This is a genomic window from Coleofasciculaceae cyanobacterium, from assembly GCA_036703275.1.
Taxonomy (GTDB): domain Bacteria; phylum Cyanobacteriota; class Cyanobacteriia; order Cyanobacteriales; family Xenococcaceae; genus Waterburya.
The window spans coordinates 23,256-47,474 of record DATNPK010000111.1 but is presented as its reverse complement, the minus strand read 5'-3'; the positions used below and the strand labels follow the sequence as shown (position 1 = coordinate 47,474).

General features: G+C 39.5%; 22 protein-coding genes, 1 tRNA gene and 1 pseudogene. 13 read left to right on the top strand and 11 right to left on the bottom strand.

What is annotated here, in order from left to right; genetic code table 11:
* Positions 1 to 197: 197 nt before the first annotated feature.
* On the bottom strand, positions 198 to 3,212 hold the full coding sequence (locus tag V6C71_25105) for a UPF0182 family protein (protein HEY9771735.1): 3,015 nt from the start codon (positions 3,210 to 3,212) through the stop codon (positions 198 to 200).
* A gap of 246 nt (positions 3,213 to 3,458) precedes the next feature.
* On the opposite strand from V6C71_25105, the gene V6C71_25100 reads away from it, so the two are divergent.
* The 3 genes from V6C71_25100 to V6C71_25090 all read left to right on the top strand — a co-directional run bounded on the left by V6C71_25100 (position 3,459) and on the right by V6C71_25090 (position 5,902).
* Entirely contained in the window at positions 3,459 to 4,190 is a 732-nt protein-coding gene (locus tag V6C71_25100) for a pyridoxine 5'-phosphate synthase (GenBank protein HEY9771734.1), read from the top strand.
* A gap of 130 nt (positions 4,191 to 4,320) precedes the next feature.
* A complete protein-coding gene (locus V6C71_25095) occupies positions 4,321 to 5,481 on the top strand; it encodes a chromate transporter (GenBank protein ID HEY9771733.1) in 1,161 nt (386 codons plus the stop codon).
* A 214-nt stretch (positions 5,482 to 5,695) separates the two neighbouring features.
* Positions 5,696 to 5,902: a hypothetical protein gene (locus V6C71_25090; protein HEY9771732.1), complete on the top strand. Its 207-nt coding sequence runs from the start codon at positions 5,696 to 5,698 to the stop codon at positions 5,900 to 5,902.
* A gap of 149 nt (positions 5,903 to 6,051) precedes the next feature.
* Here V6C71_25090 and V6C71_25085 read toward each other — a convergent pair whose 3' ends face one another.
* Positions 6,052 to 6,966, bottom strand: a complete 915-nt coding sequence (locus tag V6C71_25085; protein HEY9771731.1) for a LysR family transcriptional regulator — start codon at positions 6,964 to 6,966, stop codon at positions 6,052 to 6,054.
* Positions 6,967 to 7,214: 248 nt separating this feature from the next.
* Between V6C71_25085 and V6C71_25080 the strand changes: the two genes are divergently transcribed.
* The 5 genes from V6C71_25080 to V6C71_25060 all read left to right on the top strand — a co-directional run bounded on the left by V6C71_25080 (position 7,215) and on the right by V6C71_25060 (position 11,435).
* Positions 7,215 to 7,865, top strand: coding sequence for an NAD(P)-binding domain-containing protein (locus tag V6C71_25080; GenBank protein ID HEY9771730.1), 651 nt, complete (start codon positions 7,215 to 7,217; stop codon positions 7,863 to 7,865).
* A gap of 21 nt (positions 7,866 to 7,886) precedes the next feature.
* Positions 7,887 to 8,174, top strand: coding sequence for a hypothetical protein (locus tag V6C71_25075; protein ID HEY9771729.1), 288 nt, complete (start codon positions 7,887 to 7,889; stop codon positions 8,172 to 8,174).
* Positions 8,175 to 8,242: 68 nt separating this feature from the next.
* Positions 8,243 to 8,842 carry a short chain dehydrogenase gene (locus V6C71_25070; GenBank protein HEY9771728.1) on the top strand — a complete coding sequence of 200 codons (600 nt, stop codon included), beginning with the start codon at positions 8,243 to 8,245 and terminating at the stop codon, positions 8,840 to 8,842.
* Between the two features lie 297 nt (positions 8,843 to 9,139).
* Positions 9,140 to 9,997 (top strand): DMT family transporter, encoded by an 858-nt coding sequence (locus V6C71_25065; GenBank protein HEY9771727.1) that lies wholly within the window; start codon positions 9,140 to 9,142, stop codon positions 9,995 to 9,997.
* Between the two features lie 196 nt (positions 9,998 to 10,193).
* A complete protein-coding gene (locus V6C71_25060; protein HEY9771726.1) occupies positions 10,194 to 11,435 on the top strand; it encodes a Zn-dependent hydrolase in 1,242 nt (413 codons plus the stop codon).
* A 169-nt stretch (positions 11,436 to 11,604) separates the two neighbouring features.
* On the opposite strand, the gene V6C71_25055 is transcribed toward V6C71_25060, so the two are convergent.
* On the bottom strand, positions 11,605 to 12,006 hold the full coding sequence (locus V6C71_25055) for a gamma-glutamylcyclotransferase (protein ID HEY9771725.1): 402 nt from the start codon (positions 12,004 to 12,006) through the stop codon (positions 11,605 to 11,607).
* Between the two features lie 4 nt (positions 12,007 to 12,010).
* Positions 12,011 to 12,703 (bottom strand): GntR family transcriptional regulator, encoded by a 693-nt coding sequence (locus tag V6C71_25050; GenBank protein ID HEY9771724.1) that lies wholly within the window; start codon positions 12,701 to 12,703, stop codon positions 12,011 to 12,013.
* A 615-nt stretch (positions 12,704 to 13,318) separates the two neighbouring features.
* Here V6C71_25050 and V6C71_25045 point away from each other — a divergent pair.
* Positions 13,319 to 13,392: transfer RNA gene (locus V6C71_25045), tRNA-Arg, on the top strand.
* 113 nt (positions 13,393 to 13,505) lie between these two features.
* Here V6C71_25045 and acs read toward each other — a convergent pair.
* The 6 genes and pseudogenes from acs to sfsA all read right to left on the bottom strand — a co-directional run bounded on the left by acs (position 13,506) and on the right by sfsA (position 18,322).
* Positions 13,506 to 15,470 carry an acetate--CoA ligase gene (gene acs, locus V6C71_25040; GenBank protein HEY9771723.1) on the bottom strand — a complete coding sequence of 655 codons (1,965 nt, stop codon included), beginning with the start codon at positions 15,468 to 15,470 and terminating at the stop codon, positions 13,506 to 13,508.
* 138 nt (positions 15,471 to 15,608) lie between these two features.
* Positions 15,609 to 16,094, bottom strand: a complete 486-nt coding sequence (locus V6C71_25035; GenBank protein ID HEY9771722.1) for a PPC domain-containing protein — start codon at positions 16,092 to 16,094, stop codon at positions 15,609 to 15,611.
* A 215-nt stretch (positions 16,095 to 16,309) separates the two neighbouring features.
* A complete protein-coding gene (locus tag V6C71_25030; GenBank protein HEY9771721.1) occupies positions 16,310 to 16,663 on the bottom strand; it encodes a DUF5615 family PIN-like protein in 354 nt (117 codons plus the stop codon).
* Positions 16,664 to 16,674: 11 nt separating this feature from the next.
* Entirely contained in the window at positions 16,675 to 16,914 is a 240-nt protein-coding gene (locus tag V6C71_25025) for a DUF433 domain-containing protein (protein ID HEY9771720.1), read from the bottom strand.
* Positions 16,915 to 17,054: 140 nt separating this feature from the next.
* A pseudogene (locus tag V6C71_25020) lies at positions 17,055 to 17,378 on the bottom strand (type II toxin-antitoxin system HicB family antitoxin).
* A gap of 218 nt (positions 17,379 to 17,596) precedes the next feature.
* Positions 17,597 to 18,322 carry a DNA/RNA nuclease SfsA gene (gene sfsA, locus V6C71_25015; GenBank protein HEY9771719.1) on the bottom strand — a complete coding sequence of 242 codons (726 nt, stop codon included), beginning with the start codon at positions 18,320 to 18,322 and terminating at the stop codon, positions 17,597 to 17,599.
* Between the two features lie 142 nt (positions 18,323 to 18,464).
* On the opposite strand from sfsA, the gene V6C71_25010 reads away from it, so the two are divergent.
* A complete protein-coding gene (locus V6C71_25010) occupies positions 18,465 to 19,145 on the top strand; it encodes a uracil-DNA glycosylase family protein (GenBank protein HEY9771718.1) in 681 nt (226 codons plus the stop codon).
* A gap of 178 nt (positions 19,146 to 19,323) precedes the next feature.
* Positions 19,324 to 20,019, top strand: coding sequence for a ribulose-phosphate 3-epimerase (gene rpe / locus V6C71_25005; GenBank protein ID HEY9771717.1), 696 nt, complete (start codon positions 19,324 to 19,326; stop codon positions 20,017 to 20,019).
* A gap of 318 nt (positions 20,020 to 20,337) precedes the next feature.
* Here the strand turns inward: rpe and hemH are convergent, their stop codons facing one another.
* On the bottom strand, positions 20,338 to 21,501 hold the full coding sequence (gene hemH / locus V6C71_25000; protein HEY9771716.1) for a ferrochelatase: 1,164 nt from the start codon (positions 21,499 to 21,501) through the stop codon (positions 20,338 to 20,340).
* 246 nt (positions 21,502 to 21,747) lie between these two features.
* On the opposite strand from hemH, the gene V6C71_24995 reads away from it, so the two are divergent.
* The gene (locus V6C71_24995) at positions 21,748 to 22,296 is read left to right on the top strand and encodes a YqeG family HAD IIIA-type phosphatase (GenBank protein HEY9771715.1); all 549 of its coding nucleotides are present in this window, start codon (positions 21,748 to 21,750) and stop codon (positions 22,294 to 22,296) included.
* A gap of 441 nt (positions 22,297 to 22,737) precedes the next feature.
* Positions 22,738 to 24,216 (top strand): sodium/glutamate symporter, encoded by a 1,479-nt coding sequence (locus tag V6C71_24990; GenBank protein ID HEY9771714.1) that lies wholly within the window; start codon positions 22,738 to 22,740, stop codon positions 24,214 to 24,216.
* Positions 24,217 to 24,219: the final 3 nt, after the last annotated feature.

The window sequence follows — 24,219 nt, the reverse complement described above, 5'->3', positions numbered from 1 at the left end:
TAAGATAGAGCTTTGGCTCAAAGGATAAACAGTCGATATTGTGATGCTATTTACGTCGATTTTTGCTAGAGAGTAAATGTAGTATTGATGGAATTTAAATATTCTCAATTGTCAAAAATATTGGCTTAAACTCGTTATCTTAAGTTGCCAATTTTTAGCTAGATTTAGTCTGACTTGATAATACGCCCTAATAAGTTTTAATTTTCAGTGGTTAAATCTTCCGTGGGACGAATAATTGTTTCGGCATTGTCTTGAGGTTGAAAGATGGCTTGAATACCTTCGTCTAAAGTTTCCGCCATGACAATTCGATTTCCATAAACGACGATTACTCTGGCTAGTGCAGGTAAGCTATTTGCTGTCGCTTCAATGTATAAAGGTTCAATATAGAGTAATGATTGTTCAATAGGGATAATTAACAAGTTACCCTGAATTGCCCTAGATCCTTCTCGATTCCAAAGTGAGATCTGTTGCGAAATTACCGGATCTTGGGCGATCAAGGCTTCAATCTGATTTGGACCATAAATTAGCTTTTGTTTGGGAAACTTGTACAGTAGTAGTTTGCCGTATTCTGCGCCGTCAGATCTGGCTGCTAACCAAGCAATAAGGTTAGGACGACTCGCAGGGGTATAAGGATGCAAAAGAATAAACTCTTCCTGACTGGCAGTAGGCAGCTTCATGATCAGGTAATAGGGTGCTACTGCCTGAGATTCCTTAGCGTAAATTTCTTGGGGAATTTGCCATTGATCCTCACGGTTATAAAATACTTGAGGATCTCTCATGTGGTAGGTCAGTAGCCTTTCTGACTGGATCGTAAATAAGTCTTCGGGATAGCGAATGTGTCGGCGCAAGTCTAAAGGCATTGCAGACATTGGTTTGAATAGCTGCGGAAATACTTTAGCCCAAGTTCGGATCATCGGATCTGATTCGTCAGCCATATAAAAATCTACGCGACCGTTATAGGCATCTACGACTACTTTGACCGAGTTACGCAGATAGTTAAATTTATTGTCTCCTGGGTCAGAATAAGGATAGCGATCGCTGGTAGTATAGGCATCAATAATCCAAAAAAGATTATTCTGGTTATTTTCTCGATCTTCAGTCCTAGCCGCAACCAAATAAGGATCGCGATCATAGTTAAGAAAAGGTGCGATCTCTTTGACTCTTTGTTTGATATTGCGCCTAAATAACAGCTTGGTATCGTGAGTAAAGTTTTGGGCGAATAGCATTTGCCAATCTTTGAGGTATTCGGCAAATAGCACCCGTCGGAAATAGTTACCAATTTGGATTCCTCCTGTACCATCGTAAACAGTGTAGACATTCTCTTCGCCACTAGGGTAATCTAACTCCCGTACTCTAGTAGAGGTCATGATGTAAGGGTTGGTCAACTCACCAAAATAAATGCGAGGTTTGCCAATGGGAATACTGTTACGAATTACCTCATCAGATATGCTTAACGAGCCTGTTTCTTCAATTCCCGTGCCAAGATCTTTAACGTAGTAATAAGGTAAACCTCCTTCGGCAACCTGATTGACAGGTGAAAGAGTAAAACCATAGCCATGAGTATAAATCAGATGTTCGTTAACCCAGGTTTTAGCTATATCCTGAACTTGGGCATAGTCTAATTCCCTAGCGGCAATAATTACCTGTTGTTTATCTGCATTGGCAATATTGCCATCCTCGCTTAATAAATAGCGATCGATATCAGCATCGTAGAATTGGTAATAGGGGCGAATTTGCTGTAGTTGACGATTAGTTTGCAGAATCGGCAGAGTATCCCATAGACGAATATTTTCAATCGTCTCGGCGTTGTCTTCTATGTCTGATGCGGTTAGTTGACCTTGAGGATTAAAAGTTTGAGCTTCAATATTATCTAAGTTAAAAGCGTTGCGGGTTAGGGCAATACTGCGCTCAATATAAGGTCGTTCCTTGGCTAATTCATTGGGTTGAACTACCAAACGCTGTACCGTTGCGCTGGAAATATCACTGAGAACTAAAAAAAACAAATAAACCGCAAAGGGAAAGATTAAAAAAATAATTTTCTTAATCTTACGCTGTTGGATCTGTAGATTCCGATATCCAGTAAAGCCTTTATACAGTAGCCAAACAGCACTAATAATTGACACTGCGGTTAAACATACTTCTAGAGGCAACTGGACTTGGATATTGGTATACCCAGCACCATATACTACCCCGCGAGAACTATAAAGCAAGTCAAAGCGGTTGAACCAGTGCCGACAAGCTAAAGCCAACATAACCGCTGCACCCACAAAAGAAAGATGGCGCAATTGAATTTTAGTAAAGCCAGGAAAACGACCTTCAGACAGGCTATTACCCGATAGTAAATAAAAGATGGCGCAACTTAGTAAAGTAAAGCCCGATAAACCAATGAGCCAAGATTCAACTAAACGCCATAAGGGGAAACGGAAAATATAAAAACCAATATCTTTACCAAATTGTGGATCGACCAGATTAAAGCTGGAAGGATTCAAAAAGCGCAGGATTATGGTCCAGTTACCTGCTGCAATTAAGCCAAACACAATACAAAGCAAAATGGCGCTCGCTTTTAAACTAACCCGAGGTTTCCACAGCAGCAAACCGACCATGATCACGATTATTGCTAACTGGCGTAGATAGCTAAAAATAAAGCCTGTAATATTAGCAAAATCAAAAACTTCCAGCGGTGGTTTTAAAGTTCTGGCAATTTGCGGTAAGCGATAGCTCGTTTGCCATACAGATAAAGCCATGTCTGTGTAGTTGATCACAATACAGCTAATACTTACTGTTCCTGCGATCGCTGCTAACAGTAAAAAAGGTAATCTTAAACGGGGAGAATAAGTCTTTTTACTGGGATAGCGTCTAGTAGTAGTAGGGAATCGTTCTTGCTCAACACTCTTAACTGCTCTACCAAATAACTGCTTTGGTTGAGGAATAATTGGCACACTGGCATCATACCATTCATCCTTTGGTAGCCTCTGCCATTGCCAACGGTTTGCCAGCCATAAATTACCCCCGATAAACAGTCCCGAAATAAGAGTCACCAAAAACCACAGGCTATACTGACTCAGACGGCGGATTAGAAAGACCCAGAGATAATCTACTTCCTTAAACCAAAGTATTTCAGCAAACAGCCACGATGAAAATTCAAATACCAACAAAAAGCCGATAATAATAATCGCGATCGAGCTGATGATAGATGGATAAAGCCGTTTCATAACAGGGACTAATACCGCTGGGGTATAGTAAGAGATTTCTTAATCTAACTTGGGTTTGCTCTTAATCACAATATAGCTAGTACCGCTTCGTTTCAGCTTGTAATTGCTCGGTTTACTGTTTAAAAGCGATCGACCCTGTGGTTTAAGAATCATGTTGTCGTATTCTTAATTGATACAAGTACCAAAAGCTAATAGCTTTTGGTAGTATTATTATCGGTTTTATACATTAAATCACCAACCTTTAAAATGACTAATCTCAGCGTCAATCTTAATAAAGTGGCATTAATTAGAAATACGCGTAATATTGGTATCCCCAGCATTACCAAAATGGCAAAAATTTGTATTGACGCTGGTGCTAAAGGAATTACGGTACATCCTCGCCCCGACCAAAGACATATTAGACCAGGAGACGTTGATGATTTATTAGATGTGGTAACTCCTGTAGAATTTAATATTGAGGGGAATCCTTTGGAAGTATCCTTTATGGAGATTGTGCGTCGAGTCAAGCCGACTCAATGTACTTTGGTGCCTGATGCCCCCGACACTTTTACCTCAGATAGCGGTTGGGACTTGACCAAAGATCGAGAGCGTTTAATTGCCATTATCAAAGAGTTGCATGATCTTGGTAGCCGAGTCAGCTTGTTCATGGATGCAGATGTGGAACAGATTAGTTTAGTTCCTGAGACTGGTGCAGAGAGAATTGAACTATATACTGAACCCTATGCTACTGCATATCGAGAAAACAAGAATTTGGAGTCTACTTGGCAACAGTTTGCCGATGCAGCGAAAAAAGCACAGGAGTTAGGACTAGGAGTTAATGCAGGACACGATCTCAGTCTCGATAACCTGCCCAAGTTTTGTACCATTCCTGGCATTTTGGAAGTATCTATCGGTCATGCTTTGACCGCCGAAGCCTTGGAAATGGGTTTTTCGCAAACCGTCAAGGCATATATCAAGATTTTAGAGCAATCTGTTTAAGTCTTTAAATTAACTTCGTCTTCTCAACGCTGCTCAACTGTAACGATAAGAAATTAATTATTTAACTCAGCTTCAACTAAGAGATGTTTAATGAGGATCGTTGACGGCAAAAAACTTACTCAATTAACCGATGAAAACATCTGAATCTAACCAACCAGTAAAATTACCAGAGTTGGCATGGGTCTTCTTCAAACTTGGTACAGTGGCTTTTGGTGGCCCTGTTGCCCATATTGCGATGATGGAAGAGGAAATTGTGATACGCCGTCGCTGGATTACCTCAGAAAAACTTTTAGATTTGTTAGGGGTAACTAGCTTAATTCCTGGTCCTAATTCTACGGAATTGGCAATTCATATCGGTTATGAGCGGGCTGGCTGGAAAGGACTATTTATAGCTGGTTCTTGCTTTATTTTGCCAGCAATGACGATAGTTTGGATTCTGGCTGCAATATATGTTCAATATCAAACTCTACCTCAGTTTGATGGTTTACTTTACGGCATCAAACCTTTAATCGCTATCATTATTGTCAAAGCATTATGGAAGCTGGGCAAAAAGGCAGTCAAAGATATTCCCACAGCGATCGCTGGTGTAACAGTAATTATTGCTTTCTTTGCAGGGGTTAACGAAATTTTGTTACTGTTCTTAGCAGGATTAGGAGTAATACTAATAAAAAACTTCTCCCGTATTAACGGCGCAACAGGTATTGCTTTAATTACGATTGCCGAAGCGGATACCCAGGTAAACGGTCTAGTTAAAGATTCGTCTCCTAACAATTGGTGGAGTGTGTTTCTCTTTTTTTTGAAAGTTGGTTCGGTTTTATACGGCAGTGGCTATGTCTTGTTAGCTTTTTTGCAACGAGATTTAGTAGAACGATCGCACTGGCTAACTTCTCAACAACTTTTAGACGCTGTAGCCATCGGACAGATAACTCCAGGCCCTGTATTTACTACCGCTACCTTTATTGGTTATTTATTAGCAAGAAATATAGGTGCAGTTGCTGCTACCATCGGCATTTTTTTACCAGCCTTTATCTTGGTTGGCCTGATTAATCCTTGGATTGACAAACTAAGACAGTCTGTTTGGTTGAGTCATTTTTTAGATGGGGTTAATGCTGCGTCTCTAGGATTAATGGCAGCCGTTACCTATACCCTAGCGCGGACTGCGATTGTCGATTGGTTTACCGTTGTTCTTTTAGTGTTAGGCGCGATCGCGTTATTTAGATTTCAAATTAGTTCGGTGTGGTTAGTTGTTCTTGGTGGAGTAGCAGGTTTAATTTGGCAATGGTTGGGATAATGCGCCGTTAATGCGGGAGAAAGTGTAAATACTCAAGATTCAACAAAGCTAAATAGAGCCAAATCCAGGCGATCGCCTTGACTTCATCTCTCAAGAGGTTTAACAAAATAGTACATTTTCCTAACTTGTCACCAATTTCATCAAGAGAGAATTGTTAATCATGGTAAAAATCGTTCGTTTCCATCAATTTGGCGATAAGAATGTGTAAAAAATAATGGTGTCTGACAAAGTAGAATCCTTGCCTCTGCGAATTTTGATTGTAGAAGATGATCCAATTATGAGAGTCGGCTTGAAACAATTCAAATCCGTCAGACCAGATGCTAAATACATTCTCTACGACATAGGCGCTCACGCACCCCATTGGGAAAATGCCGAACACTTTAACCATGAACTGGCAAACTTTCTCAAAGCGATCGCTTAATAATTATCCTACCCGCAATCATTGTTCGATCTCAACGGCAAGATGTCTTAGATTGTTTTCATGTTACTTAGTTAGACTAATTTATGACCAATTTACTGTCTAACCGCTGGAGAACTCTCAGACTGCGGGTTGAAATATCTACTTTGCCCCTAAATATTTTGTCCCGCATCAATTACTTGCTGTCGCAACCATTGGTGTTGAGAATTATTAGTATTGCGCTGATGCCAAATCATCGATACGGTAAAACCTTCAATTTCAATCGGTGGTGGAAGTAGCTTTAAGTCCATTGCCTTGGCACACTGTTGCGCCATCCGTCTGGGAAGTAATGCCACACAGTTTGAATTAGCAAGTAAAAACGGTACTGCCATAAAGTGAGGTGTAGACCAAATTACTTGTCGAGATTGCTGTTGTCTTTCTAGTATTTCATCTCCTGCTCCTTGAAAGTCATCCCGCATGGAAACTAAAAGATGCGATCGCCTGAGATAATCCTCCATAGGTAATTCTGTCAAGGCATCATCGCTTCTCAACACGCAGACAAACTCTTCTCGATATAAATTTTGCTCGACGTGCCAGCTTTTGAGGGGTAATCGGACATTAATAATTAAATCAATTAGATTTTCATCTAAAGCGTTCATTACCGTTGCTTTATTGAGATTAGTAATGCGAATGCGAATACCTGGTGCTTGAGTAGCAATTTGTTGTACTAAATTAATCCCGATGGTGGCTTCGACGTAATCACTAGCTGCAATTCTAAAAATATTCTTGGCTGTAGCTGGATTGAAAGCTTCTTTTTCAAGAAAGGTTGACTGAATTTCGATTAAAATTTGACGAACGCGATCGCTTATTTGTCGTGCATAGGGAGTGACTTCCATCTCTCTAGAAGTGCGAATCAAAATATCATCATTCAAAATAATTCGTAATTTTTTTAGGGAATAACTCATTGCTGATTGACTCAAGTTAAGCTTATCGGCTGCTTTCGTGACGCTAGCTTCAGTAATTAAAACGTCTAGGACAATTAACAGATTTAGATCGAGTTGACGGAGATTAGCGTAATCAATATTCATTTAAACCGCTCTGATATCGATAGCACAAATATATATTATCAATAATATTTGTTTGACTAATACAACGAGTTTGATTAATCTACAGATATGAACACAGAAATGATCACCTGCAACGCCCGCATTTGCTTTCAATAATAGAAAATTTAATTTTTCTTATTTCAACAGTATTAGTTTGGATTTGCATTTCAATTATTAAATATTTCAGATAGATATCGGTTGAACTCGATCGCCTAAATAAAGGAGCAATAATGAAAATTGGATTTATCGGTTACGGAAGCATGGCTGAAGCATTAGCTTCTCAATGGGTTACTAAGCACAGGCTCTTTATTGGTGGGCGTAATCTGGAAAAAGCTGAAAAGTTAGCTAAAAAACTAGGAACAGATATTAAATTTGGTTCAGAAGAGGAAGCTGCCTCATTTGGCGAAATCGTAGTTTTAGCAACTACCCATGAGGCTGTTTTCGAGGCAATCGATGCTGCTGGTGGTAGTGATGCTTTAACTGACAAAGTTTTACTCGATCTCAATAATCCAGTAAATACATCTGATTTTCTAGCCAAAACTTATGATGGCAAGTCTTTATCGGAAGAGATTGCTAGAGTTGTTCCCAATGCTCATGTTGTCAAAGCCTTTAATATGTGCCAAGCAAAAGTATGGCAGATGAAACCTCCAGTGTTTGATGCTCGCCCTTTGGTCGTAATGTATTGCGGAGATAACGATCTGGCTAAACAAAAAATTGCTACTTTAATTGAAGATATTGGTTGTGAAGCTAAAGATATTGGCGATTTAAAATATGCTCGAATGCTTGAACCTGCTGCTGCGATCGTCATTAAATTGCTCTTTTCAGGACACGATCCTTATACAGTCCTCAATCTTATCCAACCAGAAATTAAAGCAATTTAAGCTAAATTACACAGTTAAATTATGCAGTTTTTAGTAATAGCGCGGGTTGCTGAAGACACATCCCCCAATAAAGTCTTCCCTTACGTCAAGCCAGAAGCCGAAAAAGTTTGGAAATATTATGCAGCAAATGTTGTCAGATCTATTCACTACATAGCAGATATGAGTGGTGCAGTATTAATTTTAGAAGCGGAAAATTTGTCAACTGCTGAAGAAATAGTTGCTGAATTGCCGATGGCAAAGAACGATATTTTAGACTTTGAAATTCTTCCCTTAACACCCTATACAGGTCTAGAAGCTTTATTCTCCTAATAAAAATTAATCCACGCACACAAATAGCAGCAAAGCGAAAATAGATTATCAAACATCAAAAGGTCATTATGAAAGTAGTCATTATCGGTGCTAGCGGTACAATTGGTCGAGCGGTTGTCGATCGACTCTCACCCAGACACGAAATTGTCAAAGTTGGGCGCAAAAGTGGTGATGTTAATGTCGATATTACTTCTACTGAATCGATTACCAAAATGTATGAAGAAATAGGTTCTTTTGATGCTGTAGTGGCAACTACAGGCAATATTCATTTTGGGGATTTTAGCCAAATGAGCGAAGCAGATTATTATATCGGCATTAAAGACAAATTGATGGGGCAAGTCAACTTAGTTTTGATTGGCAAAAATTATATTAACGATGGCGGTTCTTTTACCCTAACCAGCGGTGTAGTTAGTCACGATCCCATTAAATATGGTTCTTCTGCCAGTATGGTTAATGCTGCCATTGATGGTTTTGTTATTGGGGCTGCAATTGAATTAACTAAAGGAATTAGACTCAATTCAGTTAGTCCTGGTGTTGTTTTAGAATCAATGGATAGCTATGGTGATTTTTTTCGAGGACACGAACCAGTTACCGTAGCCAGAGTTGCTTTGGCTTTTAGTAAAAGTGTTGAAGGTTTATTAAGCGGTAAAGTCTTTCAAGTGCTATAGCAAATTAATGTGCTTGATTTAAAGTATTTTATTCCATCTCAAGATTACTAATCATTTTTCACCAACGGTCAGGGCAGCGCGAAGTTGCCCTCATGGGTAAGGGTAAACGTTGCCCTAAAGGATATGCGAAGCGGTATGCTAAAGCATACCGCTTCGCATCGCGGAGGTTCACGCTCAAGCCCGTGCATGATTAGCGCCTCGGTGCGGGGATCTTGACATACCGCTATGCTTAATGGGTCATTAACCACTCAATACTGATATCAATGAGCTAGTTAGCAGGCGATCGCGCTTCACTTTATGAATATATTTAATGTATTAGGTTTATTGCTGTTAGCTGCGCTTTGGGGTGCTTCATTCATTTTCATGCGGTTCGCTGTTCCTGTTCTTGGTCCAGTTTTATTAATTGAACTAAGAGTTTTATTGGCAGGTTTGGCTTTGCTGCTACTGTCAATCCGATTAAATTTACTGGCACAAATTCGCCAACAGTTAATACCTCTATTTGTGGTTGGCTGTATAAATTCAGCAATTCCTTTTTTATTGTTTGCTTTCGCTGCATTATCTTTACCTGCGGGATTTTCAGCAATTCTCAACGCCACAGCCCCTCTTTTTGGTACGATTATTGCTTCTTTATGGCTAAAAGAAAAGTTAACCTCAAGCCGATTTTTCGGCTTAATTCTCGGTTTTGCTGGTGTAACGGTGCTTGTTGGTTGGACGAATATACCCATTACTTGGTCTTTTGTAGGGGCAACTGCGGCCGCGCTTACGGCAGCTTCTATCTGTGCGATCGCTGCTCTTTATGCCCGACAAAAGTTATCTGGAGTTTCGCCAGTAGTCATCGCCACAGGAAGTCTTTTAAGTGCAGCCATAGTTTTGTTACCTATAACACCGTTTTTCTTGCCGACAACGTTTCCCTCGGTGACGTTAATGTTAGTAGTTTTAGCTCTAGCTTTATTTTCTACTGCCTTCGCTCATATGCTTTATTTTCATTTAATCAGTAATATTGGTGCGGGTAACGCTTTGACTGTTGCCTATCTAGTTCCTTTATTTGCCATGCTCTGGGGTGCAATTAGTCTCAAAGAGCCAATAACTATGACCATGGTTTTAGGCTGTAGTTTTATCTTAACTGGTACGGCGATCGCTGTATACAGGTCATGATCCCTGCCGTGAACTATTAATCTGATTTTACTCAAACGCGATCGCTTTCAATTACTGACAAATAACTAAAATGTATCGTCGATCGCATTTGTCAATCTGCTGCAACTGTTAGCTTGAGGCGGTAAGCAAATTATTTAGTATGTTAGCTTAAAGCTATTGTATACAGTATACGTAATTTAGAGCCGCTGATCGACTTATGAAATTAACTACGACTCAACTACTAATCGATGGCGATCGCTTAAATCAAAGTATTGCACGCCTGGCTCAAATTGGTAAGCTCGATAATAATGGTGTAAAACGTATTGCCTATAGCCAAGAAGATCTAGAAGCTCGTAATTTAGTTCAGCAATGGATGAGAGAAATTCAAATGCAGATTAAAGTTGATGCTGCGGGTAACATTATTGGCAGATATCCAGGTAAATATCCTGATGCGCCAGCTTTAGCCACGGGTTCGCATATCGACACTGTTCCCTGCGGTGGACATTATGACGGTGCTTATGGAGTCTTAGCAGGGTTAGAAGCGGTACGAGTTCTGCAAGAAAATCAGCTTCAACTCCATCGCTCAATAGAAATAATTGTCTTCACCGACGAAGAAGGTAGCATGATTGGTTCTAAGGCAATTTCTGGCAGAGTAATTAACGATCCAGGTTATTATCAGCGTCCCGATGGCACAGATATCCAAACTTGTTTAAATAGGATTGGTGGAAACTGGAATAATATTGCTCAAGCACGTCGTAATACTGATGATCTAGCTGCATTTGTCGAACTTCATGTCGAACAAGGACCAGTTCTCGAATCTATGGGAAAACAGATTGGTGTAATTGAAGGTATTGTCGGGCAAAGACGATTTAATATTACGGTTAAGGGTAGTGCCAATCATGCAGGTACAACGCCGATGCAGATGCGCTGTGATGCTTTAGTTGCAGCCGCTCAAATTGTTTTGGCAGTCAATCAAATTGGCAATACTCCCGGGCAACAGGTAGCTACGGTAGGCAAAATGCAGGTTCTGCCTAATGCTGCTAATGTCGTTCCTGGTTGGGTAGAAATGAGCTTAGATATTCGTGACTTATCCAGTTTGCATATCGATAGCTTGCTAGAGGAATTACGCATTCATCTAGAAGAAATCGCCGTGGCTACCAATACTCAAATTAGATTAAATCCCTGCTTACATAATGAACCCGCTTTAGCCGAACCCTATATTCAACAGGCGATCGCTCGAAGCTGCGAAAACCTGAACTTAAACTATACCTATTTACCTAGTCGTGCCAGTCACGATGCTCAAGAACTAGCTCAAATCACCGACATGGGGATGATTTTTGTTCCTAGTAAAATGGGAGTTTCCCATGATGCTAGCGAGTATACTTCCCCAGAACAATGTATTCAAGGAGCAAATATTTTGCTCCAGACTTTAATCCAATTAGACTTAGAACACTCTTAGCAGATATGCAACGCCAGCTTTTAAATAACTATACTTATCAAAAACCTAGAATATAGATAGTCAGCAGACAAATCATCTGCTATAGGGTGCGTTGTTGAATTAACTAGCTATTCGCTAATAGCTTTTAATAACCATAATTCCTCAAAGGATCTGAAGATTGAACGATTTATCACTTACTGCTTATTGATTTATAAGCTGCCCAGCCTCCCATGTCGGAAATATCGAGCCAATTATGCTTTACAACTAATTCTTGCGGATAAAGCATGGCGATCGCCTGTTCGCCTCCCTCTAAATTTACCGTCTCGGGATACATATGAGGAGGTTCGTTAGCCAAAAGATATTCATACTGTTCGTTAGTCATGGCATAAACTTCACCAGGGATACTAACGCCACCTATTTCTACGGCATAAATAGCGGGATGCCAGCCATCTTCTGCTGCATGAAGGCGATACTGAGGCAAAGTTTGAGCAGTTTTAATAAATTTGGCGTCGGTAAGATTTTGATGATCTGGCTGTCCCCTTAAAGCAGAACCGCAAATAAAAATGTGCTTAATGTCTGATGCTGTTGTCATGCTGCTATTTAGATCTAGATGATTCGACGTTATTAATAATTTCTAGTTCTCGGACGACTCTGGCTTTGCTAGCGTTCAAGTGTCGCTCGATCATTTTTTGGGCTAAATCAACGTTTTTATCGGCGATCGCTTCATATACTTGCCGATGTTCCAAGCGAATTTCCAATACTTGAGGGTTGTGTGTGGTAGTTTGGACTCTCAGCAATGCCATTTTATCAAAAACTTGCCTCAGCAAAGCTAATAACCAGTGATTGGCCGAACTCTCTGCGATCAAATGATGAAATTGATAATCCAAATCTAAAAGTTTCTGGCTATTAGATCTACTCGACTGAGATTCGGCTGATTCTGCCAATAATACTAATTTTTCTAATTGCTTTAGCTGTTGGGGGTTCATCAGTTGGCAAGCACTAGCTACTGAAAGCCGTTCTAAAGCTATACGACAATCATAAAGCCCAATTGCATCCTGGATCGAAAGGGTAGTAACCTTAAAACCACCATTAGGATGAGATACGAGCAATTTTTCTCGATGCAGTTGCCCGATCGCCTCACGAATCGGAGTACGACTAACGTTCAACCTTTTGGCTAATTTGGTTTCAACTATGCGATCGCCCGAAGCTAAATCTCCTGTTAAGATGATTTTTCTCAGGGCTTGGTATACTTGTTCCCGTAGTGACTGGCTGCGTTGAATAGCAATCATAGGTTGAGTTTAAACTCATTGAAGACTACTAAGTGTTTATCTAAGTTATAAATATTGTTTTGATACTTGAGACTCAAGTATACAGTATACCTATACATAGCAATAGCAATTCAAAATTCTATTTCAAAAAAAATCCGAGCCAAATAATCTTTAGTGAGCGATCGCCTTGCTCATCAAAGAAATTGGTATAATTCTGACCTTGCTTAATTAATTTAGAGTCAATTCTCATATTTATAAGGTACACCTTAATTAGCCCTAAAGGATTAGCCCTAAAGGATACCGCTCCGCGTCCTAAAGGATTCCCGTGCATGGTATATCCGTAGGTGTATCCGCACAGAGACACCTTCGGATAAGCTAGCGCGTCACACGAAGTTAGTCCGTGCATGATAAGCTTCGCCCTAAAGGACTAGCCCTAAAGGATTAGCTCCTTACGTCGCGTCCTTCGCGTCGCAAATCATGCACGGGCATATCGCGTCCCATTGGCTATTAGCAAAAACCAGCGTGTCAGACTGTACCTTACGTGAATGAGAACCGCTATATCAAAATAGTTGCTTTTAATGGCAATCTTTTTGAACAATATAGGAGAATAATATGTTAGTATAATTTGGCAAATCTGGGTCATTAGCTCAATTGGATAGAGCACCGCCCTTCTAAGGCGTAGGTTTCAGGTTCAAGTCCTGAATGGCCTGTATTAATGATTGGCAACTTTGTACAGATCCACATCGGCAAGTACAAAGTTGCCAGTCAGTAATTTTAAATTTTAAGGATGAGCATTACACCCATCCTTAATCAGCAAGAGCAATTAACCCTGTCGTAGCTTGTCTAAAACGCTGAGATCTTCCATAGTGGAGATGTCTCCGACTAGTTCTTCTCCCGCCGCCAAATTACGCAAAAAACGACGGATAATCTTACCCGAACGTGTCTTAGGTAGAGCATCGGTAAAACGAATTTCTCCTGGACGAGCGATCGCGCCTATTTCTTTGACGACGTGCTGCTTGAGTTCTTGCTTGAGTTCGTCACTGGCACGATGAGAACCTTCCAAAGTAACAAAAGCATAAACCTCTTCTCCTTTAACCTCATCGGGACGAGAAACTACCGCAGCTTCGGCAACAGCAGGATGGGATACCAAGGCAGACTCAACCTCCATCGTGCCTAAACGGTGTCCTGCGATGTTCATCACGTCGTCAACTCGACCCATTACCCAAAAATAGCCATCTTCGTCTATACGTGCGCCATCACCTGCAAAATATAGATATTTGCCATCTTGAGGCGGAATATGTTCCCAATAGGTACTGCGAAAGCGAGCGTCATTTTTGTATACTGTACGCATCATGCTGGGCCAAGGATGTTTAATTACCAGATAACCCCCTTCATTTTTGCCAACAGGATTACCGTCTAAATCTACTACGTCGGCAATAATACCAGGAAAAGGTAGAGTAGCCGATCCAGGTTTGGTAGGAATTGCCCCAGGCAGAGGAGTTAACATAAAGCCTCCTGTTTCCGTCTGCCACCAGGTATCTACAATCGGACAGCGTTCACCGCCAATTACCTGGTGATACCACATCCAAGCTTTGGGGTTGATCGGTTCGCCAACTGTTCCCAGAATTCTTAAAGAAGAAAGATCGCGACTATTAGGGTGTTCATCCCCCATTTTAATAAATGCTCGTATGGCGGTAGGGGCGGTGTAAAAGATAGTTACGCCATATTTTTCGACCACATCCCAAAAACAGCCAGGATTAGAAGGACGGGGTGCGCCTTCATACATCACCGTAGTTGCACCATTAGACAAAGGACCATAAACGATGTAGCTATGTCCTGTAATCCAGCCGACATCGGCCGTACACCAATAGACATCATTATCTTTAATATCGAATGTCCATTTAAAGGTCATGTGAGTGTAGAGGTTATAACCCGCCGTGGTGTGAACTACACCTTTGGGCTGACCTGTAGTACCGCTGGTATAAAGAATAAACAGTAAATCTTCGCTGTCCATCTGTTCGGCTGGGCAATCATGACTCGCTTCTGCTTTGAGTTCGTGCCACCAATGATCGCGTCCCGACTGCATCTCAATATCTTGTTCAGTACGCCGTACTACTAAAATATTTTTGACGCTAGTTACATCAACGGCGATCGCTTCATCGACTGCATCTTTAAGCGGAACGATCTTATCTTTGCGCCAGCCACCATCGGCGGTAATTACTAACTTAGCTTCAGCGTCCTGGAGACGGGCTTTTAAAGCTTCGGCACTAAAGCCACCAAAAACCACGCTGTGGGCTGCCCCAATTCTGGCACAGGCTAACATAGCGATCGCTGCTTCGGGAATCATGGGCATATAGATGCCGACGCGATCGCCCTTTTTAACTCCTAGCTGCTTGATTACATTTGCCATCTGACAGACTTCTTGATGCAGTTGGGCATAAGTTAAAGTCCGCGAGTCTCCTGGTTCTCCCTCCCAGATTAGGGCTGGTTTGTCTCGACGATGAGTAGTTAAATGTCGATCCAGACAATTATAGGCAATATTTATTTTGCCGTTGACAAACCATTGAGCAAAAGGTGGTTGCCAATTTAAGGTTTTGCCCCATTTTTTAAACCAATGCAATTCTTTCTCGGCTAATTTTGCCCAAAAGCTAGTAGGGTCTTTTTTTGCCAAAGCATAAAGCTTGTTATACTCCTCCATACTTTTGATGGAAGCCTGTTCGGCAAATTCGGGGGGAGGATTAAATACTCTTTTCTCTTGTAAAATCGATTCTATAGTTGATTCTGACATAGTTACTGTTAACCATACGGCAGTTCTACAGTTATTTGTAACGCCGTTTTTGCCTGAATAACTTTAATATTTACGAAGTTAGTAATCCGAAGGGCTACTTTTTTGGCATTTTTAATGATGATGTAACGCCTTGATTGTTTATTTGAGAGTAGGCTTTAGTCTGGTTAACTTTAACGTAAATTTCCCCCCGCTAGTATCTCCAAAAGCTCTAACTCGCACAATATACTTTCCCGCTTCAGTAATACGAGAAAAAAGTAGAGAGTTGGTAGTGCCATCAGGACCATCATCATTTTCGGCTATGGTCGCCCCATCGTCTGCAATCAGCATTACCATGGAATCAAAATTATCTGAAGTGAGGTCAATCGCCACCTGATCGCCTTTCTCTAACTGCACAAAATAGTCGCGGGCAAAACCCCCATCTCCTGTAGGAATATCATTTTTGGTCAGGGTGTCAGATACTTCTGTTTCCGAAGTAATTGAAGGCGGGTCATAGATTTTGGATTCGGCTTTAACTGGTAGTGCCAGCCATCCCAAACCGTATAGAGCAATGCCTATGAATGCTAGCTTCTCCATTCGGGTCGAAAAAGTATTAAACCATTTATAGGCGGCAAACCAAATAACCATACCAAACTGTATTAAATAGCTTTTGTAACTTTATTATATATAAGCTAAAAAGACCAAAAAAGAAATTATAAAATTAATCAAATTGAGTTAATTCTATCTAAACTATCATTTGTGATTTATCATGTTCAGTACTTTTAGACACTTAAAATTGTGTTTCAGATTGATTGAAAAAAGTGCGATCGCTTATATTGACAACTAAGCTAAATCACTGCAAATTACAATTTATTACGAAAACGAACTTGAGTTTCTGTAACTACAACAAAGCTATTGGGTATTCGCTGGAGATACGTTGAAAATAAACGCTGTAGGACATCAATTTTGTTAGCAGAGCGTTCATCTTGCAGACGTAGAAAAATTATTCCTCTCTGGGACATTTTTTCTCGGTAAACCTTTTCACCAAAATCTTTATCGTTCGTAACCAAAATCCAGTTTTCATCAAAAGCTTTTTTGATAATCAAATCATCGCTGCTGCCTCGTGCTTGTTCATAAACTGAAAATACTTGATATCCTTCTTCTCTCAACCAATTCGCTACTCTAGTACCAGTGCATTCATCTACTAATAAACGCATTGTCGTGTATTTTACACAGTTAGCGGCATAAAAGTTGTACTCTCAAGAGACTGAGCAGCAAACAATAAACAAGCTCTGATATCTGCTTCTACTAAGCCATCATATTCTTCTAAAATCTCTCCTATAGATGCGCCTTGTGCCAAAAGATTGAGGATGTACTCTACTGTCAATCGAGTACCTTTGATTACAGGTTTGCCTACCATGACTTTTGAATTGGTAGTGATACGGTTTAGTAGTTGTTGATTACTCATAGTTTTTTTGGTTAAAGTTATAGAGCTATTGTCATATCTATCTTAGATGTAGAATCTTGCGTTGTAGGGATCGATCAGCTGCACCGTAGAGCGATCGCTTTTTTATATGTAGAGGATTGAGGAAATGCGATCGCTTAATATTAAACTCCCACTGTTTTTTCTAGTGCTTGTTCCACAAATGTATTAAGACTTACATTTTGTTTTCTTGCTTGAAGAGCAGGTTTTCAATGCAATCTAGACGTAATACATAAGTTAAATTGACCCGAAAATGGCTTATCTGGATCTTTCTCTTCATTTTTACAGTCTTCTAAATATTCATCAATTACAGCTTCAAAAGATTGTTTTAATTCATCTACTGTTGTGCCATCAAATGAGATTACATCTCTAGCGTTGATTACGCTACCGAAGAATAGTCGATCGACTTCATCAAATTCTACTATTGCTTTATAGCCTTTGTATTTCATATTTATACTTCTACTTTGATTAAAAAGGTACGGACATCTTTAACTTGATATCTTTTTAATTTTTTTGTGGATGGGGAGAATGAATATTTAGAGAAATGCTGTTCAAGCTAAAATGAACTCTTGAACCGTTTCCTTGAGTGACTGTTCCTCTTAAAGTCTCAATCAATGACACTTTTTGTGGCTTTAATTTTGCGAAAAAATTTTCGATTAGATAACGCTCATGGTTCGTGTGGGAGAAAATCGGCTAATCCAAGATAGTTAATGCCTTGGGGAGTAATCTCAAAGCGACAAGCCAGTACTTCTACTCCTCGAACTACAGCCTGTCGCAATAGTTCTCCATATTTGGGATCGCAGCGATCTCTGGGTGCAAATAAATTACAATCGCCACGATTAATAAAATACAGCATTACTGCTTTTGTCTCTGGAACCAAGTCAATTAATTCTCGAAGATGCTTTTGTCCGCGCACTGTTACAGTATCGGGAAATAAAGCTAAATTTTCTGTACTCAAAGTTACGCTTTTGACTTCCAGATAAGTTGGTGGTTGATTCTCTTCTCCAGTTAATAAGAAATCAATTCGACTTTTCTTGTCTTTACCGTAGGGAACTTCAAAACGAACCTCGCCATATCTAGCAGCTAATTCAGGAAATAGCTTTTGTTGTAAGGCTTGTTTGATTACTCGATTTGGCATGGCTGTATTTGTTCCTACCCAAGTAGATCCAACCTGAATCATTTCCCAGGTGTAGGCTAGCTTGCGCTTAGGGCTATTACTTTTAGATACCTGCACTAAACTATCTGGACTAGAAATACCAGTCATCGGGCCAGTATTAGGACAATGAGCCGTAATTATTTCTCCCGTATCTAATTCAATATCAGCCAAAAATCTTTTATAGCGTTTGATTAGACGACCTGGGATTAATGGAGGATACTGATATATTAGGCTCATAGCTGATGATCGAGAAAGATGAAGCTAATTTTACCAGGATTTATATCTATACATAGTTAGGTTTTTACTAAAAGAAAAGATGAGATAATTAGAAACTATAAAGATTTTCTAATCACAGACAACTAGTTAATAAAATCGCTCTATGCCCGATATTGAAGACCTAATTTCTCAGGTGCAACAAGAAGCGCAGCGAGAGGAATTTCCGATAGATATTCCAGTATATAAATCTGCTAATATTGAGCCGACCAAACCAATTCTTTATGCGGGAAATTTAGCCAGCCCCCTCTGTTTTTTTGGTCGAGATTTGGGCAAAGATGAAGTTCAGGCTCGTCAACCTTTGATTGGTGCTTCAGGAACAATGGTTCGACAAGGTTTTTATTATGCTGTTCACAAAAAAAAAGCATCTTCGAGAAAAGATTTAGATGACACAACTATTAACCGAGTATTACTTACTAACACCGTTCCTTATAAACCACCAGGAAATAAAGCTTATTTAGTCAAGGTCAAGAAAAGATTTCGTCCTTTTTTAGAACAATTATTTGTCTTTCACTGGCAAGGAAACCAAGTTATTACTTTGGGGACAGAAGCTTTTAAGTGGTTTGCCAACTATGGAGCTAAAGGAGAATTAGATAGTTTTTATCGTAGTAGCGATCGCTTTGAAAATCAATTAACTGTCAACATTAGTGCAACAGATGATCTGGGCATGGCTCACACCAAAGCAATCACTTTATTACCCTTACCTCATCCTTCCCCGCTAAATCAACAATACTATGACGCTTTCCCCAAAATGTTACAGAAAAGACTAACGCAAGTTGAGTTTTGAATCGTAATTTTTTACTCTAATTGATTAAATTTTTGTCAACTAAATTTAACCACCGATCTAAGTAAATAAAATATATTAGTTTTACCTACACTCTTTAAAAGGAAAAAACATGATATCTTATTAATTAAATAGATAAAAATTTGTTACACTCAATACAAAAATTAGAAAAAAAAACTTTATGACTAATAAAAAAACTGTTATTTCCCCCTCAATTTTGTCAGCAGACTTTAGCCGTTTGGGTGAAGAAATTGAAGCTATAGATCGAGCTGGTGCAGATTGGATTCATATTGATGTAATGGACGGTAGATTTGTGCCTAACATTACTATTGGCCCAATGATCGTCAAAGCGGTTCGACCTCATACTAAGAAACCATTAGATGTTCATTTGATGATCGTCGAACCAGAAAAGTATGTTGAAGAGTTTGCTAAAGCTGGAGCAGACATTATTTCTGTTCATGCAGAACACAACGCTTCGCCTCATTTACACCGTACTTTAGGTCAGATTCGTGAGTTAGGTAAACAAGCTGGTGTAGTATTAAATCCTGCTACTCCTTTGTCTTTAATCGAGTATGCCTTGCCTCTTTGCGATCTGATTTTAATCATGAGCGTTAACCCTGGTTTTGGCGGTCAAAGCTTTATTCCTGAAATGGTAGAAAAAGTAGCGAAATTGCGTCAAATGTGTGATGAGAAAGGATTAGATCCTTGGATCGAAGTTGATGGTGGGCTCAAACCCAACAATACTTGGCAAGTTTTGGAAGCTGGTGCTAATGCGATCGTTGCTGGTTCTGCGGTATTTAAAGCTCCAGATTATGCCGAAGCAATTGAAGGCATTCGCAACAGCAAACGTTCTCAACCTGAATTTGCTACTGCTTAAAAGTTTGGCGATTTATTAGGTTTCGAGCGGGTTATAGCTTGAGCCAATAAATTAATAGAGATTAAAAAAAGATTCATTATCAATAATGAATCTTTTTTATTGCATATTAAAATTGTCAATAACTCAACCTTCAACTGAATTTGTTTAATAATTGCTCTGGAAATAGTTAGCTGATGTTTAATCCAAAACTCAAAATTTAGACTACAAAATTTAATCTTGAATCTTGCTAGACAGTTGAAATTAAAAATTGCCGTGATTTTTAATCGAAAAGCAAAAGAAAATATTTGGCTTTGAGCCAATATCTGAGCCAAATATTTTCTACAGTATGCCAACCATGTGTAAAGGACCGCTACCACTAAGCAACTCTACCAACAAACCAAGAAAGCCTAGCATTGCTAAACGCCCATTCCAAACTTCAGCTGCGGTTGTCAAGCCCCATTGCCACTTCTCTTGAGGATACATTTTCATGTTTTTCTTGGGATGAATTACATCGGCAAAAGAGCAAGAAGGAGAGTCTAAAGAATCGACGACTATATTTGCCAGAGAATCAATAAAGCCAGGATGAACATTCAACGCAGGAACACGATAGAAATTCTCGATGCCCGCTGATTCGGCTACTTCGCGGTATTCTATGTCAATTTCCTGTAATGTTTCGATATGTTCAGAAACAAAGCTGATCGGTACTACAGCTAAATCTTTGATTCCTTGTTCTCCTAGTTCTATAAGAGCATCGTCAGTGTAAGGCTGAAGCCACTCTACGGGTCCTACTTTACTTTGATATGCCAGAGTGTAATGATTTGTGCGACCAAGAGTTTGCATTATTAAGCGAGTGCATTCTTCAATCTGCTGCTTGTAAGGATCTCCTGCTTCCTCGACGTAGCTCACTGGGACGCCATGGGCACTAAAAAACACATGAGCTTTATTAGGATTAGGGAATTTTTCTAGCTCTTGGCTAATAAGATCTGCCATTGATTGCAGATAGCCAGGGTTTTCATACCAGTCAGGGACGATGGTATACCCTACTTCTTGCAAGACCGGGTCTGTTGACCACATTTCTTCTAAAACGCGGAAGCTCGAACCACTAGTGCTAATCGAAAATTGAGGATAAAGGGGAAGAACGACTACTTCTTTGATACCATCGCTTTTTATTTGAGCGATCGCTTCTTCAGTAAAGGGATGCCAGTAGCGCATTCCAATGTAAATTTTGGCATCGTAACCCATTGACTGGAGCTGGCTTTGTAAAGCATCTGCCTGCGCCTCAGTTATTTCTCGTAGAGGAGAGCCACCACCAATTTCTAAATAGTTTTCCTGAGATGTCTTAGCTCTCAAACTCGAAATCATCCAGGCTAATGGTTTTTGTAAGCCTTTAATAGGTAACCTGATAATCTCAGGATCGGAAAACAAATTGTACAGAAAAGGACGGACATCTTCGATTTTATCGGGTCCGCCGAGATTGAGTAGCAAAACTCCAATACGACCCATAGTTCTAATAACTTATTTAAAATTTTTTGTCTCTTTACTAATTTTAACAATATATCTTTTCTTTAGGTTGTTCTGTTCGCAGTACACAGAACTTAACTGACTAAATACTTATATCTAATCGTACTTGTGCTATTTTCTCAAATACTATTGTTTATTTATGAAAGAATGGAATTTACCAAAACTTCGGTTTAAATCGCTAAGATAGTCTCCGTTGAGCAATGATTTATTGTTTTTTATTTTTATATCATGTCTTTAATTAGCTTACTACAGCCAAATTTGATTTTAGAAGGCACTATTTTTGATTTAACGCCACAAATGTTGAGTGAACGAAATATTCGTGGGTTAATACTAGATGTAGACGAAACACTAGTGCCTTTTAAACAGAAAGAAATTTCTAATGAATTACAGCACTGGATCGCGGAGATTAGACAAAATACTCCTATTTGGTTGGTAAGTAATAATATTAGCTATTCTCGTATTGATAAAATTGCTCAGTCACTTGATTTACCCTTTCTCTCGGCTGCTAGAAAGCCTTCTCGTCGTAAACTAAAGCAAGCAGCAACAGCGATGAATTTGTCTCAAGAACAGGTTGCTATGGTAGGCGATCGCTTGTTTACCGATGTTTTAGCGGGAAACCGTTTGGGAATGTTTACAATTTTAGTTGAGCCGATGATCGATCCGATAGTTGCAGTTCGTTCTCACCCAATTCGAGATTTTGAGATTTGGCTTTCTCAACTACTTGGCGTGTCCTTGGCAAAAAATTCGAGCGACGTAATAAAAGGTAATAATTCTTGATTGAGGAAAATATAAAGAAAACATTAGGAAATAAAAATATTTTGCTAAAATCTGAGAATATACTTTTAGGTTTAAATGAGGTCGGCAAATATAAAGACCTTAAATATATAAGTTAAATAATATTTGAAGTGGCATCAGCGTTAGGCAAAACCTAATCTGATGCCATTAATATTTGAACGGCATTTTGTAGATAGCAAGAATTATTTAGTTTTCAGCTACTGCTAATAATATAGCTCCAGAAATAAACAATTTTTGCTATAGAAATTAGGTCTAATATAGTTGAATAAATGTTTGTAGCTAAATACTCTACTAACATAATAATTTCTAATAATTGGTCAGCATACGAAAGTCTGTTGATAATTAAAGTGATTTTAATTACAGAAACTTTAAGCGGCAATCAAATAAGTTTTAATAATAAATCCCAAATATTATAAATAACTAATGTTTAATTTACTTAATGTTTTATTTGCCTTTATTGTAGTAGGGATTCTGCTAATAATGGCAAGATTTATCAAACATAAAATTAGGTTGCTACAAACACTTTATATACCTGAATCGATTATCGCAGGGGCGATCGCCTTACTACTGGGAACGGGAACTTTGGGAGCGATCGCAGTAAGTTTAGGAGCAAACCCAAACTCTTATCTTGCTGGAGGTTTATTTCCAGAAGAGATGCAAGAAGTTTGGTCGCAATCCCCTGGAGTATTTATTAATATTGTTTTTGCAGCATTATTTTTAGGAGAACACATTCCCAATCCGAAAGAAATCTGGCGCAAAACTGCTCCTCAGGTTGCCTTTGGTCAAACTTTAGCTTGGGGACAATACGTAATCGGTATTTCAGTTGTCTTGTTCATTCTTACCCCCATATTTGGAATCAATCCTATAGCTGGAGCTTTGATTGAAATTGGTTTTGAAGGAGGACATGGTACGGCAGGAGGGATGGTAGATACTTTAACTGAGTTAGGTTTTCCTGAAGGAGGAGATCTGGCACTGGGTCTAGCTACTGTAGGTATTGTTTCAGGGATAATATTTGGTACGGCATTAGCTCATTGGGGTCGGCAAAAAGGCTATATTGAATCTGAACCTGAACCCGTAGACAGTGGCGATGCTCAGTTTCAAGAGACAGCACCTACAGAACCCAGCAGCGTACTGGCGAAAAGAGCGCGATTGATGCGAAATTTTTTAATCGATCCTTTATCCCTTAACTTTGGGTTTACAGGGATGGCGATTGCTATTGGTTGGATAATTCTAGAAATTTTAACCTTAATTGAGTCGGCTACCTGGGGCAGGAGTGGTTTAGAGCTTGCTGGGGCGGTGCCTTTATTTCCTATGGCTTTAATTGGCGGGATTATTATTCAAGTAGTAATGAAGCGTTTTGACCTCGATGTATTGATTATGAGAAGACTACAGGAAAGAATTGCGGGTGTTGCCCTCGATCTTCTCATAGTAACTGCTTTAGCTTCAATTAACTTAGCGGTCTTAGGAGCTAATATCGGCGTGTTTCTCACACTATCAATTGTCGGTATTGCCTGGAATGTTCTTGTCTTTGTCTATCTTGCGCCTCGCATTTTACCTGTCTATTGGTTTGAACGTGGCATTGGAGATATGGGGCAGTCAATGGGGGTAACTGCTACAGGTATTCTCTTGATTCGGATGGTTGACCCAGATAATAGTACAGGAGCTTTTGAGAGCTTTGGTTACAAACAATTATTTTTTGAACCTATCGTTGGTGGCGGTTTATTTACCGCAGCAGCTCCAGCTCTAATTGTCAGATTTGGCTCAGTTTCAATTTTATTTTTAACCACTGGATTATTAGCTTTTTGGCTGATCTTTGGCATTATTAACTGCAAACGAACTGTTAAAAAGCTACAGGAAGAACAGGCGACAGCAGCAGAATTATCAACAACAATAATCAGATAAAGT